The following is a 15,922-nucleotide window of genomic DNA, read 5'->3' on the forward strand; positions in this document are numbered from 1 at the left end:
ATTTGCGTTACAAAATAATTTTTTTAGACTAAAAACGTTTTAACAATAAATACATAAATGATGGCATCACACATTGATTAACTAAAAGATTCCATTAACGGAGCTTCAAGGGGGCATAAGTGAACATTCTGAACTACTTACAACGGATTGGTCGGGCATTAATGGTGCCTGTGGCAACATTGCCAGCAGCGGCAATATTGGTTGGTGTAGGTTATTGGATTGATCCAACGGGATGGGGGGCCGATAATGAGTTGGCGGCACTGCTTATCACATCAGGCAATGCCATTCTTGATAACATGGGTATGTTGTTTGCGATTGGGATTGCCTATGGAATGTCGAAAGATAAAGATGGAGCTGCTGCACTGGCAGGACTTATCGGATTTATTGTTGTCATGAAACTATGTTCTCCGACAGCGGTGGCGATGATTAAGGGGATTCCGATTGAGGAAATTCCCAAAGCATTTAGCAAGATTAATAACCAATTTGTTGGGATCTTGGTGGGGGTATTTTCTGCTGAACTGTATAACCGCTACAGTAGTGTAGAGCTACCTCAAGCACTGTCTTTCTTTAGTGGCCGTCGTTTAGTCCCTATCTTGAACTCTTTCTTGATGATTGTTGTGTCTTTTATCTTGATGTTTGTTTGGCCAATAGTTTATGACTGGCTGGTAGCATTCGGTGAGAGTATCACCAATCTTGGTTCCGTTGGCGCGGGTTTGTATGCCTTCTTCAATCGTCTGCTGATACTAATTGGTTTGCATCATGCACTGAACTCAGTATTTTGGTTTGATGTCGCTGGTATCAATGATATTCCTAACTTTCTTGGTGGACAGAAATCCATTGAAGCAGGAACTGCGGTTATGGGTATCACTGGCCGTTATCAGGCTGGTTTCTTCCCGATTATGATGTTTGGCTTGCCGGGCGCTGCATTAGCGATTTACCACTGCGCTCGTCCGGAAAATAGAGCCAAGGTTGCTGGTATTATGATGGCAGGGGCATTTGCGGCTTTCTTTACAGGAGTAACGGAACCGCTTGAATTTTCTTTCATGTTTGTTGCACCAGTGCTTTATGTTCTGCATGCCATCATGACTGGGATTTCGGTTTATATTGCGTCTGCCATGCATTGGATTGCCGGTTTTGGCTTTAGTGCCGGGTTTGTCGATATGTTACTTTCTTCACGTAACCCGCTGGCTGTTCATTGGTACATGTTGATTCCGCAGGGTTTGGTATTCTTCTGCCTTTATTATGTTGTCTTCCGTTTCACCATCAAAAAATTCAATTTGATGACCCCCGGACGTGAGTTGTCAGCCACAAATGAAACTGATGGTTATGATATTGATATGGCGAAAAAAGAGAGCAATTCAGCGGGTGCCATTCAGGAAAAGGCCCATCAATACATTGCTGCTGTTGGAGGTTCAGACAACTTGACGAATGTGGACTCTTGTATTACTCGCTTACGTTTATCTGTGAACGATTCCAGCCTGGTCAATGAACAATTAGTAAAACATCTTGGTGCTTCGGGTGTTATCCGCCTGAATAAGCAGAGTGTCCAGATTATTATTGGTACACGTGCAGAATTGATATCCAATATGATGAAAGAAATTCTGAAAACAGGTTATGTTGCAGCGGCAAAAGTAACCCTCAAGTCTGAGGCTGATGTTTTGGTGGAAAAAGAGGATGAGCCAGCAGGTAAACCCATTTTGACTTTAATTGCTCCTGTAACGGGTGAATTGGTCAAATTGGAGGATGTTCCTGATGAAGCCTTTTCCAGCAAATTAGTCGGTGATGGGATTGCCATAAGACCCACATCGAATATCATTTTTGCTCCTGTTGCGGGTACGGTCGTGAAGATATTTGATACCAACCATGCGGTATGTATTGAAACGGATAGTGGTATTGAGATCATTATTCATATCGGCATAGATACAGTCTCACTGAATGGCACAGGATTTGAGCGTTTGGTGGAAGAAGGGGAGAAAGTGAAAATAGGGCATCCGCTATTGAAGTTAGATCTTGATTATTTAAATGCACATGCAAAATCAATGGTCAGTCCTGTGATTATCAGCAATATTGATGATTATGTTGGTGTGAAAATTCTTACTAAAGGAAATGTAATCGCTAATAAGTCAGATTTATTTCAAGTAATGCAATAAGTTAATGGACATAACATTTTATGTCATAACGAGTTAAAAAAGTTGAGCCGATACAATAAATAAACCATTTCCCACGAACAAAGTATTGTTTCTCGGTTCAGCTTATTAGATTATAGAAGGTTATGTTGAAGCGCTTTTTGCATTGAGGAAAAAAACGATGAGTGAGGCAGATGCCCGCCCGACAAACTTTATTCGTCAGATTATTGACGAAGATCTGGCAACTGGTAAACATACATCCGTACATACCCGTTTCCCACCTGAACCCAACGGTTATTTGCATATCGGCCATGCCAAGTCGATCTGCCTGAATTTCGGCATCGCTCAAGACTATCAGGGACAATGCAACCTACGTTTTGACGATACAAACCCCGTCAAGGAAGATATCGAGTACGTTGAATCGATTAAAACTGACGTTCAATGGTTGGGATTCCAGTGGAGTGGGGATATTCGTTACTCTTCTGACTATTTTGATACCCTGTATCAATACGCCATTGAATTAATCAATAAAGGTCTGGCGTATGTCGATGAACTCAGTCCTGAAGAGATCCGTGAATATCGCGGTACTTTAAAAGAGCCTGGTAAAAACAGCCCGTATCGTGATCGCAGTGTAGAAGAAAACCGGATTCTGTTTGAAAAAATGCGTGCCGGTGAATTTGCTGAAGGCAAGGCGTGTTTGCGTGCCAAAATTGATATGGCATCTTCGTTCATTGTCATGCGTGATCCCGTCATCTACCGCATCAAATTCGCAGAGCATCACCAGTCAGGCAATAAATGGTGCATCTATCCGATGTATGATTTCACTCACTGCATTTCCGATGCGCTGGAAGGGATCACCCACTCCATTTGTACACTGGAGTTCCAGGATAACCGCCGTTTGTACGATTGGGTATTGGATAACATTACGATTGATTGCCATCCGCGTCAGTATGAGTTTTCTCGCCTGAATCTGGAATATACGGTGATGTCTAAGCGTAAGCTTAACCAGTTGGTGACAGAAAAGATCGTTGATGGTTGGGATGACCCACGTATGCTAACTATCTCTGGATTACGTCGTCGTGGTTATACTGCGGCAGCTATCCGTGAGTTCTGCCGTCGCATTGGTGTGACGAAACAGGATAACAATGTTGAAATGGCAGCATTGGAATCCTGTATTCGTGATGACCTGAACGAAAATGCACCGCGTGCTATGGCGGTTCTTGATCCGGTGAAACTGGTGATTGAGAACATGCCAGAAGGTGAAGTCATTCTGACAATGCCTAACCACCCAAACAAACCAGAAATGGGTAGCCGGGAAGTGCCGTTCAGCCGCGAACTGTATATTGATCGTGCGGATTTCCGTGAAGAAGCAAACCGTCAATATAAGCGTCTGGTTCTGGGCAAAGAAGTTCGTCTGCGTAATGCTTATGTGATTAAAGCAGAGCGGGTTGAGAAAGACGCAGAAGGCAACATCACGACAATTTATTGTCAGTATGACGAGCAAACCCTGAACAAAGATCCAGCCGATGGTCGCAAGGTTAAGGGCGTCATTCATTGGGTAAGCGTTGCACACGGTGTACCAGCGGAATTCTATCTGTATGACCGTCTGTTTAGCGTGGCAAACCCAGGGGCAGAAGATGATTTCTTGTCTGCTATCAATCCAGAATCGCTGGTGATCCGTAAAGGATTTGTCGAACCAGGGTTGGCAAATGCATTGCCGGAAACAACCTATCAGTTTGAGCGTGAAGGTTATTTCTGTGCTGATAGCCGCCTGTCAAGTGCTGAGCATCTGATCTTTAACCGTACGGTTGGCCTGCGTGATACTTGGGCAAAAATTTCACAAGAGTCATAATCTCACTAAGATAATGTGATCCTGCACACAAAAAAGCGTGATTATTTTCACGCTTTTTTGTGCTTGATAGCCTCGTAATGAAAATTAACTCCTTCAGCTAAGATTAAAAATTGCCTTATAGTCACATGTTGTGTAGGGTTATTCCCTGGTCAAAATTGTACATTATTTACCCATCGAAAAAATAATAAGTTCGGACGAGGTAATTTATGAAACCCATTAAATTACGTACCTTGGCAGCATTCATCACGGCAGTTGGATTTATAGGCAGCGCTCATACAGAAATAATATCGGCAATGTCGCCGCAAAATCCAATGTCATCACAACAGATCGTGGATTTACTCAGTCAGTTAAAAGTCACTTTCAAAGTCATTGATAATCAGGCGGGTTCACATGGTACAGATTGTGCCATTCTTGGCGCTGATTCGGCGGCCTGTAATCGGGTTAACATCATCTTGAGCAATGGTGATCAGGTAATCAATTCTTCTGATTGGGCGCTCTATTTTCACAGTATTCGCCAAATACTGAAACTGGATAATGATCAATACAAAATCACCCATATTACGGGTGATTTACATAAACTGGAACCGACGAAAAAATTTACGGGCATCAAAGCCAATGAAAAGGTCGTACTACCGATTATTGGTGAGTATTGGCAGATTTACAGCACAGATTTTATGCCGCGTTGGTATGCGATTTCCGGTGATGCTACGCCAAAGGTCTTGGTAAATACCGATACTGAAAATATCAGCAAATTTTTATCTGATCTGGAAGGTGAACAGTGGAAACGAACCACAACGGATAACAATATCCTGATGACACCTGAAAATCGCTTTGCAAAAAATTACCAGATGGCAACAATCAGTGAAGATAAGCTGCGAGGGCAGATTATTCCGACACCGAAAGCGCTTTCCGTTCATTCCCAGGATGTCGATTTATCCCGTGGCGTGAAATTAGAGTTGGGCGGGTTGAGCAGCGAATCTATTAACGTGATCAGGGAACGTTTCAAAGCCCGTGATATTCATTTAACGGATAACGGTTATCGAATAGCGACCCAAATCAACGCAAACCAATTTACCAAATCCTGGCGAGTAAACGGTGCGTATTCATTGGAGATTACCACCAAAGGAACACAAATCGTCGCGTTTGATCAATCTGGTGTATTCTATGGCCTACAATCGCTGTTTTCCTTACTTCCCGCCGATGGTATTCCAAAGATTGCGACACTGACGGCAAAAGATGCTCCACGGTTTGAATATCGTGGTGTGTTCCTTGATGTTGGGCGAAATTTTCATAGCAAAGAAGCTGTTTTGCGTCTGCTTGATCAAATGTCCCGCTATAAGCTGAACAAGTTCCATTTTCATTTGAGTGATGATGAGGGTTGGCGTTTAGAAATCCCTGGTTTACCGGAATTGACTGAAATCGGCAGTCAACGTTGTCATGATCTGAGTGAGACTCAATGTTTATTGCCACAATTGGGATCAGGGCCAGATAGCAACAATATGGGAAGTGGTTATTTTAGTCGTCAGGATTATATTGATATTCTGAGCTATGCCAAAGCCCGTCAGATAGAAGTGATCCCAGAAATCGATATACCTGCTCATGCCCGTGCCGCAGTGATATCGATGGAAGCGCGTTATAAGCGGCTTATGGCTCAGGGCAAAGAGCAGGAAGCCAATGAATATCGTCTGCTTGATCCGACAGATACCTCGAATACAACTTCCGTGCAGTTCTATGATCGCCACAGTTATCTTAACCCGTGCATGGACTCCTCAAAACGGTTTGTCGATAAAGTTATTAGCGAAGTTGTTGCCATGCATAAAGAAGCCGAACTGCCGTTGAACACATGGCATTTTGGTGGGGATGAGGCGAAAAATATTCGTTTGGGCGCGGGATATCAGGATAAAGATGGACCGATTGTGCCAGATAAGGGGATTATCAACCAGAAAATTGAAGACAAGCCTTGGGCAAAATCTCAGGCTTGTCAGAAGATGATAGCGCAAGGCGTCATCAAAGATGTTGATGAACTTGCCAGTTATTTTGCCATTGAAGTCAGCAAAATCGTCAATGCCTACGGTATCAGTACCATGCAGGCCTGGCAGGATGGCCTGAAACAAGCCAAATCAGCAAAAGATTTCGCCACTAAACATGTTGCGGTGAATTTTTGGGATACCCTGTATTGGGGGGGGTATGATTCTGCCAATGACTGGGCGAATAAGGGCTATCGGGTAGTTGTTTCCAGCCCTGATTATGTTTATCTGGATATGCCATATGAAGTCCATCCGAAAGAGCGGGGCTACTATTGGGCAACTCGCTTTAATGATGAGACGAAAATTTTCAGCTTTGCTCCGAACAATATGCCACAAAATGCTGAAACCTCGCGGGATCGTGATGGCAATTACTTTAATACCCATAGCAATAAACGCTGGCCGGGGGCTTATGGTATGTCGGGGCAATTATGGAGTGAAACCGTGCGTACCGATGAACAAATGGAGGATATGATCTATCCACGTTTGCTGCCGCTGGCGGAACGGGCATGGCATCAGGCGGAGTGGGAGCAGAATTATCAGCAGGGCAGGGAATATAAAGGTGGAATAACGCATTATGTCGATACGACTCTCCTGCAACAGGACTGGGAACGCTTTGCTAACCTGATAGGACAGCGTGAATTGGCTAAGCTGGATAGATATCGCCTGCCTGTGCCGGGCGGCAAAATTGTTTCTGGAACACTGGAAGCGAATATCGCATTACCGGGGGTGGTTATCCAATACTCATTGGATAATGGAAAAACATGGCAGGATTATAATGACAGACAACGACCCCATGTCAGCGGCAATGTGAAAATTCGCTCTGTCAGTGCTGATGGAAAACGTTTTAGCCGCATAGATGAAGTTAAATTATAACAATTGCGTATGAGGTATGAGGGTAATAAAATTGATAAAGCAACTTGCCGATTATCTTGAGAACTCATCGGCAGGTTGCTTATTCAGACGAATAAAATAAATAGCAGAAACGTTATTTCAATTATTTCATTGTCAGCGCTTGTTTATCATGCTTTTGCATCATGAAGCGAGCTATCTTCGCGGCAATCACCATCAGCACAGTGACCATATAAATAAAGACTGTGGTTTGAGAGCTTAATTCCATAGCGTTCAGCGATGTTTTTCTGACGCTCTTCAATGAATTCATCATTAAATTCAATGACCTTACCGCAGTCGAGACAAATCAGATGGTCATGGTGATGTTGCTGAGTGAGTTCAAAAACCGATTTACCGCCTTCAAAATTGTGGCGTGTGACAATGCCGGCATCATCGAACTGGTTCAACACGCGATAGACAGTGGCGAGGCCAATCTCTTCACCGATATCAATCAGTTTTTTGTAGAGATCTTCCGCACTGACATGATGGCATTCTGGGTCCTGTAGCACTTCCAGAATTTTCAGTCGTGGAAGTGTTACTTTAAGTCCAGCATTTTTCAATGCTTTATTGTTGTCGGTCATGCGGATTCAGTCCTGTAACTTGAGTTAAGTGAACTTGTGATACTTGGGTATCGTGAGGGAATCATGATTCTGTTTCACGTTGCTGATTATAGGCATGGATATTAAAAATGAAAACCATGCCTATTTAGATATCATGACACATTATGCAAGAATAATCCTGCCTGAAAGGGCTTTTCTCTTCTTATTAAGCGTCTAGAATCTCTGATAGGCTCATTTCAGCCTTGATCTGTTGCACCCAGGCTTCAACACGCTCATCCGTCAATTCGGGTTGACGATCTTCATCAATGGCCAGGCCAATAAAGTGGTTATCGTCGGCCATGCCTTTAGAGGCTTCGAAATGGTATCCTTCGGTTGACCAGTGACCTACAATAATGGCACCACGAGGTTCAATAATATCGCGAATGGTGCCCATAGCATCGCAGAAGTACTCTGCATAATCTTCCTGGTCACCACAGCCGAACAAAGCAACCAGTTTCCCTTCGAAGTTGATTTCTTCCAGTGTTGGGAAGAAATCATCCCAGTCACACTGAGCTTCGCCGTAATACCAGGTTGGGATGCCAAGCAGCAGGATGTCGAAGGCTTCAATATCTTCTTTGCTGCTTTTGGCAATATCGTGGACTTCAGCAACATCAGCACCGCCCAATTTTTCTTGGATCATTTTGGCGATGTTCTCTGTGTTGCCTGTATCGCTGCCGAAGAATATACCTATTATTGCCATAAAATGGGTTAACCTCTTATTTTATTTGTGTATTAAATCTATACACATCACGCTGAAATCAGCTTGGAAAAATGTCAGTTTCAGTAACATGAAAAGCGTTATTCTGACCAAACATCCATGACAAATCTGTCAGATTTGTGTGGTGACACCGCTTCATTGTGTTTAATAAAAGCCGTTAATCGGCAAGGTGATTTTTTTCTGTCAGTTGGGCTAATAACATTTGTTCAATCAATTCACTGCGACTAATGTTGCGTTGTTTTGCCAGATGGTTTAGTGCATCGACGGCATCTTCATTGAGTTTGAGTTCCACTCGACGCAGCCCTTTGACTTTATCTCGTCGCAACTGGTTGCGTTTATTGATCCTGAGCTGTTCATCCCTGGACAGCGGATTTGTTTTAGGTCGCCCAGGCCTGCGTTCATCTGCGAACAAATCCAGTGTGGTGCGATCAGTTTGTTCTTTTGCCATAAATTCAATTGATAATGGGCGTGTACCAATAATATAGCGGGCAATAATACCTTAGCTGGACGCGTGTCGCTACTAGTTTCCCTTCCCGTCTTTTGGTGGTGGAAGTCCCCTTTTGAGGTCATTTTTCTGTATATAATGTCAGTGATGATATTTTTGTCGTTACTCCTGAGCAGAATGATATCGGGCTGCTGTTCATAGATGAGATAAGTTTCTTTTTTAGCCATCACTTCGTTTGTTGATGCCAAAGTTGTGCATATAAACCATCTTGTTGTATCAGGGCATCATGTGAACCTGACTGAGCGATTTTGCCCAAATCTAAAACGAAAATCTTATCAGCATGGCGAATAGTATTCAGCCGATGAGCAATGCTGATTACAGTTCGGTTTCGGCATATTTCAGCCATATTACTCATGATGGCAGCTTCGGATTCATAATCCAGTGCGGAAGTAGCTTCATCAAGGATCAAGATCTTGGGATCATTGAGCAATGCTCTTGCCAATGCGATACGTTGCCGTTGTCCGCCAGAAAGATTGCCTCCTTTTTCGCCAACCGGATGGGCAAATTTATGGGGAAATGCATTGATGAAATCAACCGCGCCCGCTAAGGTGGCAGCCCGATAGACTTCCTCATCGCTGGCATTGGGCTTACACAGGCGGATATTGTCCGCAATGCTGCCGGAAAACAGGATGCTCTCCTGCAAGACCACGCTCATATTACGGCGCAGTGACACTGGGTCGGCAATCGCTAAATCCATGCCATCCACCAAAACCTGACCGTGTTGTGGCACATATAGTCGCTGTAACAGGCGGGTTAATGTACTTTTGCCGGAACCTGATGGTCCTGTAATGCCAATAAATTCTCCGGCCTTAATTTCCAGTGACAAATTTACCAGCACTTCTGGCGTATCTGCATGATAGCGGAAGCGTATATTACGGAATTCAATCTGGCCTGCAAGTTCAGGTGCTGATGCCAGCCCTTGTTTACTACTTTCCATCGGTTCATCAAGAATATCACCCACCCGCCGTAGGGCAATCAGGGTATGTTGAAAATCTTGCCAAACTTGAGCCAATCTTAGGATAGGTTGGGTAACATGCCCCGCCAGCATATTAAAAGCAATTAATTCACCAGGGGATAACTCTCCATCAAGCACACCTCGGACTCCCCACCACAAAAGTAGGGCGGCAACCACTTTTTGGATCAGCTCAATCCCTTGTCCCGCAGCCAGTCCGCTTTTTTGGGCTGTAAAGCGCTGGATTAATTGCTCGCTTAATATCTTTTGCCATTGGTACAAAAAACGCTTTTCTGTCGCGGTGGTCTTAATGGTTTCAATTCCCGTGACGGCTTCTGTCAGGAAGCTGGTAGCATTGGCATCGGCTTCATACTCTTTTTCTACCTTGCGCCGAATAATGGGACCGACGGCGATCCATAGCAAAAAATAGAGAACCAGTGAACTGATTACGAGCCATGTCAGCAGAGAGGAGTAATGAAACATCACACCCAAAAACAGAATGATGAAAATTAAGTCAAGCAACAGCATAAGGGTAGATCCGGTCAAAAACTGGCGGATCTGCGCCATTTCCCTGACTCTGGCAATAATTTGCCCGGTCTGCCGTTGTTTGAAATAGGGCAAGGGCAATCCTACAAGATGGCGATACAGCTTACCGGAGAGTTCCGCATTGATTTGACTGGCCGTATGCCCAAACACGGTATTGCGCAGGAACCCATACAGGGGCTCTGCTAATGCCAGTGCCAGCATCGCCATGCCCAATACATGCAGGCTGGAAATACTCCGCCCAACCAGTACCTTGTCAATGACATTTTCAAATAGCAAGGGAGCCGCCAGGGCAAAAAGTTGCAACACGATGGCATACAGGAAAATGTCCCGTAACTGGTTTTTCTGCCTGAAAATGGAGGGATAAAACCAGCTTAAACCAAATTTAACCTGCTGCTTGGTCAGAGTTTTATCCGCCACCAGCAGCACTTTGTATTCGTTAGATTGGCTGCCACTTGTTTGTTCATTGTGCAATAATGCACGCACTTCATATTTTTCTGTGGCAGGATCGAACAGCGTAAATGTGTCAGGACGGATTTCTGACAATACCCACCAGCGTTGATCCAATTCAACCAATGCAGGTAAAGGTAATGTAGCGGCGGTATCAGGAGTCAGGCGTTCAAATTTGCTGTGTAACCCAATGGCATCCGCAGCTTCACGTAGCTGTGGATCTGTCAGTGCAAGAGAGTCTACACCCAGAATATGGTGTAATTGCCCAACAGAAGCTACCTTGTGGAACTGTTTCCCTAAATGGGCGATACAATCCAGTGCATAATTGTTTGCATTTGTATCGATTGTGTTGTCGGGTTTTTGGTCTGTATCTGTGCTACAGGTGAAGGAAAAAGTATCAGCCATGATTATTTTTCCCTCAACGCTTCAGATTGATATTCCTGGATTGGGCTGAGCAGATAATCAATGACTCTTCGCTGATCGGTTTTGATCTCCGCAACGATAGACATACCCGCCGTGATTTCAACCGGTTTACCATCTACCATAATGTTGTTCTGTTTGAGGCTAATTTGTGCGGGAAAAACCAGACCTAACCGTTCATCAGTGGTGGAATCCCGTGAAATGCTAAGTAGCTCTCCCTCAATGGTGCCATAGCGGGTATAGGGGAAAGCATCGACTTTGACGGTAACGTGCTGTCCAGGCCGGACAAAACCGACATCTTTGTTCAGGATCTGGATTTCAGCAAGTTGTACATGTTCATCAGGAACAATCACCATCAGATTCTGTGCAGGTTGCAAAACAGCGCCGAGGGTATGAACAGTTAATTGTTGAACTGTACCCGTGACAGGAGATCGTACAACCTCAAGTTCTTCCCGTTCTTGCATTTTCGAAATTTCTTGTTGTGTTGACGCTAACTGAATTTCTGCCTGTTTTCTTTTCTCAAACCATTCCCGCTCTTTGGTTATTTTGATGCCCTTTAAGCGTTCTTCCAGGCTCTTGTACTTGGACATCAGAATACCGAGTTCCGATTTTTGTTGAACAATCAGCCTTTCTGTTTCCAGAAACTCCTTTTCTTGCTCCAGATATTCCACCCTGCTGATGACCTGTTTTTGGCTCAATGTTTTTCTGGCCTGTAAACGCTGGTTGATATTTTCACGCAGATTGGTCAATGACCGTATATCACTATTCCGTGCTTGTTGGGAAGTCAGGTTTTCTTCCATTTCCGCGTGGAGACTGGTAATGATTGATTCAAATTCCTGCTTTTCGTGAGCATAATGCGCCAGAATTCTTTCCTGTTTATCTGCGGGTTGCTGCTGGAAAAGCGGCAGGGATTTTGGGTCGTGTTTTTCAAGCAGGGCCTGGTAACGAATTTCCTCTTCCAGCAGATAATCGCGTTGCTCACTTAAACGGGCAATATCCTGATTGACGCCCAGCGTATTGAGAGCCAGCAGTGGCGTACCTTTCTCAACGTGCTGGCCATTTTGGACATGAATGGCAATCAGGCGGCTCTGTTCGTAAGCCTGAATGATTTGGGAACGGCCAGACGCTATCAGGCGTCCGGTTGCGGTTGCCTGTACATCCAGTTTTCCCAGACAAGCCCATAGCAGAGCAACCAGAACACTAATGCTTAGGGTGATTGCCGTATAACGGGCGAACGGGGAAGGAGGGCGTTGTGACAATGCCAAATGGGTCGGTAAAAAATCATAATGCGAGCTGGCAGTACGTAACGGTTTGATCCCTCTGCGCAAGATAGCCTTAAACATGGGCAGGCTCCTCCTGTGTTGTTTCCTGTTTTAGTTCTTGTTGTAACTGCCAAAGTTTCCGATAGTGTTTGCCTTGTTGCAGAAGCTGTTCATGGCTACCTTGTTCGATGATTTGGCCCTGATGTAACACAATGATCCGGTCACATTGGCGTACCGTGGAGAGCCGATGTGCAATGGTAATGACCGTTCTGCTTTGGGCAATCTCAGCCATGTTAGATTGAATGATGGCTTGTGATTCATCATCCAATGCACTGGTGGCTTCATCAAGGATCAGGATCTTGGGACCTGACAGCAGGGTTCTGGCAATGGCGAGACGCTGTCGCTGACCGCCTGATAGCGATTGCCCTCCTTCGGCGATCACCGTGTCATACCCCATCGGTAATTTAAGAATAAAATCGTGTGCTCCTGCCAGCTTTGCTGCTTCGATGACCGCAGATAACGGGGCATCAGGGCAAGATTGGGATAAATTCTCATACACTGTTTTATTAAATAGAAAGTTTTCTTGCAGGACGATGCCAATCTGCTGCCTGATGGATTCAATATTGAAGTTTTGCAAGGGGGTGCCATCCAGCATGATAGTTCCACTTTCTGGGGTATAAAGCCGTAACAGCAAACGTGCAAGGGTGCTTTTTCCAGAGCCAGAGGTTCCGACAACGCCTACAGTTTCCCCCGCCCGAATATTCAGAGTGAAATGGTTGATAGTGGGGGGGAGATCGGGTTGATAGCGAAAAACGATGCCAGAGAATGAGATTGCCCCGTGCAAGGTAACCGGTTCATTGCCTGATTGCTGCTCTGTTGGCAGATTCAGCATATCTCCTAGTTTATCAATGGCAATGCGTGAACGGATAAATTGCCCCCAGAGTTGCACCAACTTGGCCAGGGGTTGTTGGGTGTGGCTTACCATCATATTGAAGGCGATCAATTGGCCAATGGTCATGTGCAGGGAAAGCACTTCCGAAGCGCCCAGCCAGATAATAACAGCACTGGTAACTTTTTGTAGCACCATCACCAGATGACCGGAACGATTATCCCATTGCTGTACATCATAACTGGTGCTGACCATCTTTTCAGTCTGACTATCCCAGCGGCGAATAAAGCGGGGTTCTGCGGCGAGGCTTTTTAGTGTCTCGGCACCTGCAACGGTTTCAGTCAGAAAAGAGGTATTCATTGCGGCATGAGTGAACTGTTTTTCCACCGCTTTTTCAATTTTCGGTGTTACCCACCAGGCCAGCAGGGCATAGCAGGGTAGGGTAAGCAGGAAAATCAGGGTCAACATACCGGACAACAGGCTCATGACATAAATAAATACGAACATGAACAAAACGTCGATACACAAGGTGAACATGGAGCCGGTTAAAAACTCCCGAACCGTTTCCAGCTCCCGTACTCGTGTGACAATTGCGCCTACTTGACGGGATTTAAAAAAGAGTAATGGCAGGCCAAACAGGTGCTTAACCAGTTTCAGGCCAAGTTTTATATCAATCCGGTTGGCGGTATGGGCATACTGGTATTCACGTAATCCCCGTAGAATAATTTCAATCAATCCAGCCACCACCAGTCCAAAAATCAGCACATCCAATGTGGAAAGCGCCTGATGTACAAGAACCTTGTCCATGACAACTTGCACGACCAGAGGAGAGATAAGTGCCAGGATTTGCAGAACAAAGGAAAACAGGAGGATCTCCGTAAGGTTCTTCTTTTGCCTGACAAATTCAGGAATAAACCAGCGAATATTAAATTGGTTGCTTTTTTGTTTTATTTTTATCCACCTGCCACTCCATAGATTGATAAATTCTTCTTTACCTAATATCTCAGACGTTTCTTGGTGGGGTTTTTGGATTAATACCCGCTGCTCATCATATTTTGCCAGAATAAAGGGTTGCCCATCATTGCTAAACAAAATGGCAGGCAGTGATATGTTGTCTGACTTCTTATTTCTTGAATATTTGCTTTTAATACTAACATTACATTCTTTTTGCAGCTTGTTTAGAGTAGAAATATAATCATCACCATCATTTAAGTTTTCATTTAATGTGGTTATATGATCCCTGTTAGATATCATTATTATTAAATTTATTAATGATATTATTGTTTTTTCTATTTCATTCATTAAATTAAATCTATTTTAAATAAAAAATCACATTCTTGGTGTAAAGAGATAACCTAAAAAATAATAAAGTGTTATATTTATAAAATAATCTTAACAAAGTCTCTTGAAAGATATTATCTGCTATCAAAGAGCCTGTGAATGTCGGTAATTGGGACAAAATGTAGAGCCTAAACAGACATTTTATTATTTATATGTTGATCTTAGCCAATAAATAGATATATCTTTATCCAACGTTATCGGTAAACCCTGATTGGTAACTCATTATCAGTATACCATCTGGATGATAGAACATACTTAAGTTGGCTTATACTTTACTTGCTATTTTGTATTTTGGATAGTTATTTCAAAAAGAGAGTCATTTTAAGATAATAGCTATTGAAAAATAAGGGAAATATAACTTACTTTGTCTTACTCAGATAACCGTAGCAATCAGGTTTAATCATAAATGAAACCATAGTGCATATGGATTCATTTATGATTTAATCATTTTAATTTAATGTGGTTTTAACATTAAATTAATATTTATTTAATGGATAATGCTATGTCTGAAAAATTTGTTCAAACCATCTCAAGCGTTAATTATAACAAAGGCGTATTCTCTCTCTATTTTGTAGGTCAGGAACCGAACCAAATGGCGAATGGTATGCTGGCGGAAAATGATCAGGAATTACAATTAAAACAAGTGATCCATATGCCTGCTTCTGGTTTTATGTATATGGTTTCCATGGTCAAAAGTATGCTTGAAGATCCAAGAATGGAAGCCGAAATCAATAAACTGATTACCGCTGGATTTTTACCTGTGCCTGAGATCAATGAGAGCGAAAAACCTGCAGAAGCAGAAGCCGCTGAACCTAAAAAACGTTCAACACGTAATTCTGAAACAGCAAAATAGTATCAGCAAAATTCTATCAGGTAGTTGCTAACCTATGATGATTACACATCAACCGGCAACACTGAGTACGAATGAAATACAGGCAATGATTGGTGGGGTGATGTTGCTTTGTCAGCACTCCCCCTTGCACCGACGTTATTTAGTTGCTGAATGGCAACAACGTATCTTGCCATCATTCCAGCTTAATCAGTTTTGCTATTACGAAGATGAACATCAACGCCCAGTTGCTTTTTGTAATTGGGCTTTTTTGTCTGACAGCAGTCGGGATGCAATTCTTTCCGGTGAGCGGGAAATTGTGCGGGAAGATTGGCGTTCCGGCCAGCATATCTTTTTTCCAGAAATGATTGCGCCTTTCGGACATGCGCGTGACATTGCCTGCGATCTGCGTCGGCGTGTCTTTTCTGCATGGAAAGGGCAAAAAGCCTGCACAGTCAGGGGAACTCTGGATGTTCCAGATAACCGCTGTATCCGTCGGGTACAGTGGTTCACTGTTTAAT

11 protein-coding genes are annotated in these 15,922 nt (G+C 43.7%); 5 read left to right on the forward strand and 6 right to left on the reverse strand.

Annotated elements, in window-relative coordinates; translation table 11 throughout:
- The first annotated feature begins 119 nt into the window (after window positions 1-119).
- From nagE to ACE1SE_RS05815, 3 genes are all read left to right on the forward strand, one after another.
- Window positions 120-2,150, forward strand: coding sequence for an N-acetylglucosamine-specific PTS transporter subunit IIBC (nagE, locus tag ACE1SE_RS05805; protein WP_374053027.1), 2,031 nt, complete (start codon window positions 120-122; stop codon window positions 2,148-2,150).
- Window positions 2,151-2,307: 157 nt separating this feature from the next.
- Window positions 2,308-3,978: a glutamine--tRNA ligase gene (glnS, locus tag ACE1SE_RS05810; protein ID WP_374053028.1), complete on the forward strand. Its 1,671-nt coding sequence runs from the start codon at window positions 2,308-2,310 to the stop codon at window positions 3,976-3,978.
- 206 nt (window positions 3,979-4,184) lie between these two features.
- Window positions 4,185-6,878, forward strand: a complete 2,694-nt coding sequence (locus tag ACE1SE_RS05815; RefSeq protein ID WP_374053029.1) for a beta-N-acetylhexosaminidase — start codon at window positions 4,185-4,187, stop codon at window positions 6,876-6,878.
- A 146-nt stretch (window positions 6,879-7,024) separates the two neighbouring features.
- Here ACE1SE_RS05815 and fur read toward each other — a convergent pair whose 3' ends face one another.
- The 6 genes from fur to ACE1SE_RS05845 form a co-directional block, all read right to left on the reverse strand.
- Window positions 7,025-7,474 carry a ferric iron uptake transcriptional regulator gene (gene fur, locus ACE1SE_RS05820; protein WP_374053030.1) on the reverse strand — a complete coding sequence of 150 codons (450 nt, stop codon included), beginning with the start codon at window positions 7,472-7,474 and terminating at the stop codon, window positions 7,025-7,027.
- 184 nt (window positions 7,475-7,658) lie between these two features.
- Window positions 7,659-8,192: a flavodoxin FldA gene (gene fldA / locus ACE1SE_RS05825; protein WP_374053031.1), complete on the reverse strand. Its 534-nt coding sequence runs from the start codon at window positions 8,190-8,192 to the stop codon at window positions 7,659-7,661.
- A gap of 175 nt (window positions 8,193-8,367) precedes the next feature.
- Window positions 8,368-8,658 carry a LexA regulated protein gene (gene ybfE, locus ACE1SE_RS05830; protein ID WP_074018441.1) on the reverse strand — a complete coding sequence of 97 codons (291 nt, stop codon included), beginning with the start codon at window positions 8,656-8,658 and terminating at the stop codon, window positions 8,368-8,370.
- Between the two features lie 223 nt (window positions 8,659-8,881).
- Window positions 8,882-11,065: a type I secretion system permease/ATPase gene (locus ACE1SE_RS05835; protein ID WP_374053032.1), complete on the reverse strand. Its 2,184-nt coding sequence runs from the start codon at window positions 11,063-11,065 to the stop codon at window positions 8,882-8,884.
- 2 nt (window positions 11,066-11,067) lie between these two features.
- Window positions 11,068-12,423 (reverse strand): HlyD family type I secretion periplasmic adaptor subunit, encoded by a 1,356-nt coding sequence (locus ACE1SE_RS05840; protein WP_374053033.1) that lies wholly within the window; start codon window positions 12,421-12,423, stop codon window positions 11,068-11,070.
- Complete coding sequence (locus tag ACE1SE_RS05845) at window positions 12,416-14,533, reverse strand: peptidase domain-containing ABC transporter (protein ID WP_374053034.1); 2,118 nt, start codon at window positions 14,531-14,533, stop codon at window positions 12,416-12,418. Before ACE1SE_RS05845 ends, ACE1SE_RS05840 begins: the two co-directional genes overlap by 8 nt.
- A 541-nt stretch (window positions 14,534-15,074) precedes the next feature.
- Between ACE1SE_RS05845 and rtxH the strand changes: the two genes are divergently transcribed.
- Window positions 15,075-15,425, forward strand: a complete 351-nt coding sequence (rtxH, locus tag ACE1SE_RS05850) for a protein RtxH (RefSeq protein ID WP_374053035.1) — start codon at window positions 15,075-15,077, stop codon at window positions 15,423-15,425.
- Window positions 15,426-15,459: 34 nt separating this feature from the next.
- Window positions 15,460-15,921, forward strand: coding sequence for an RTX toxin-activating lysine-acyltransferase RtxC (gene rtxC / locus ACE1SE_RS05855; protein ID WP_374053036.1), 462 nt, complete (start codon window positions 15,460-15,462; stop codon window positions 15,919-15,921).
- Window position 15,922 lies beyond the last annotated feature (1 nt).

Source organism: Xenorhabdus taiwanensis (assembly GCF_036512875.1).
GTDB classification, from domain to species: Bacteria; Pseudomonadota; Gammaproteobacteria; order Enterobacterales; family Enterobacteriaceae; genus Xenorhabdus; species Xenorhabdus taiwanensis.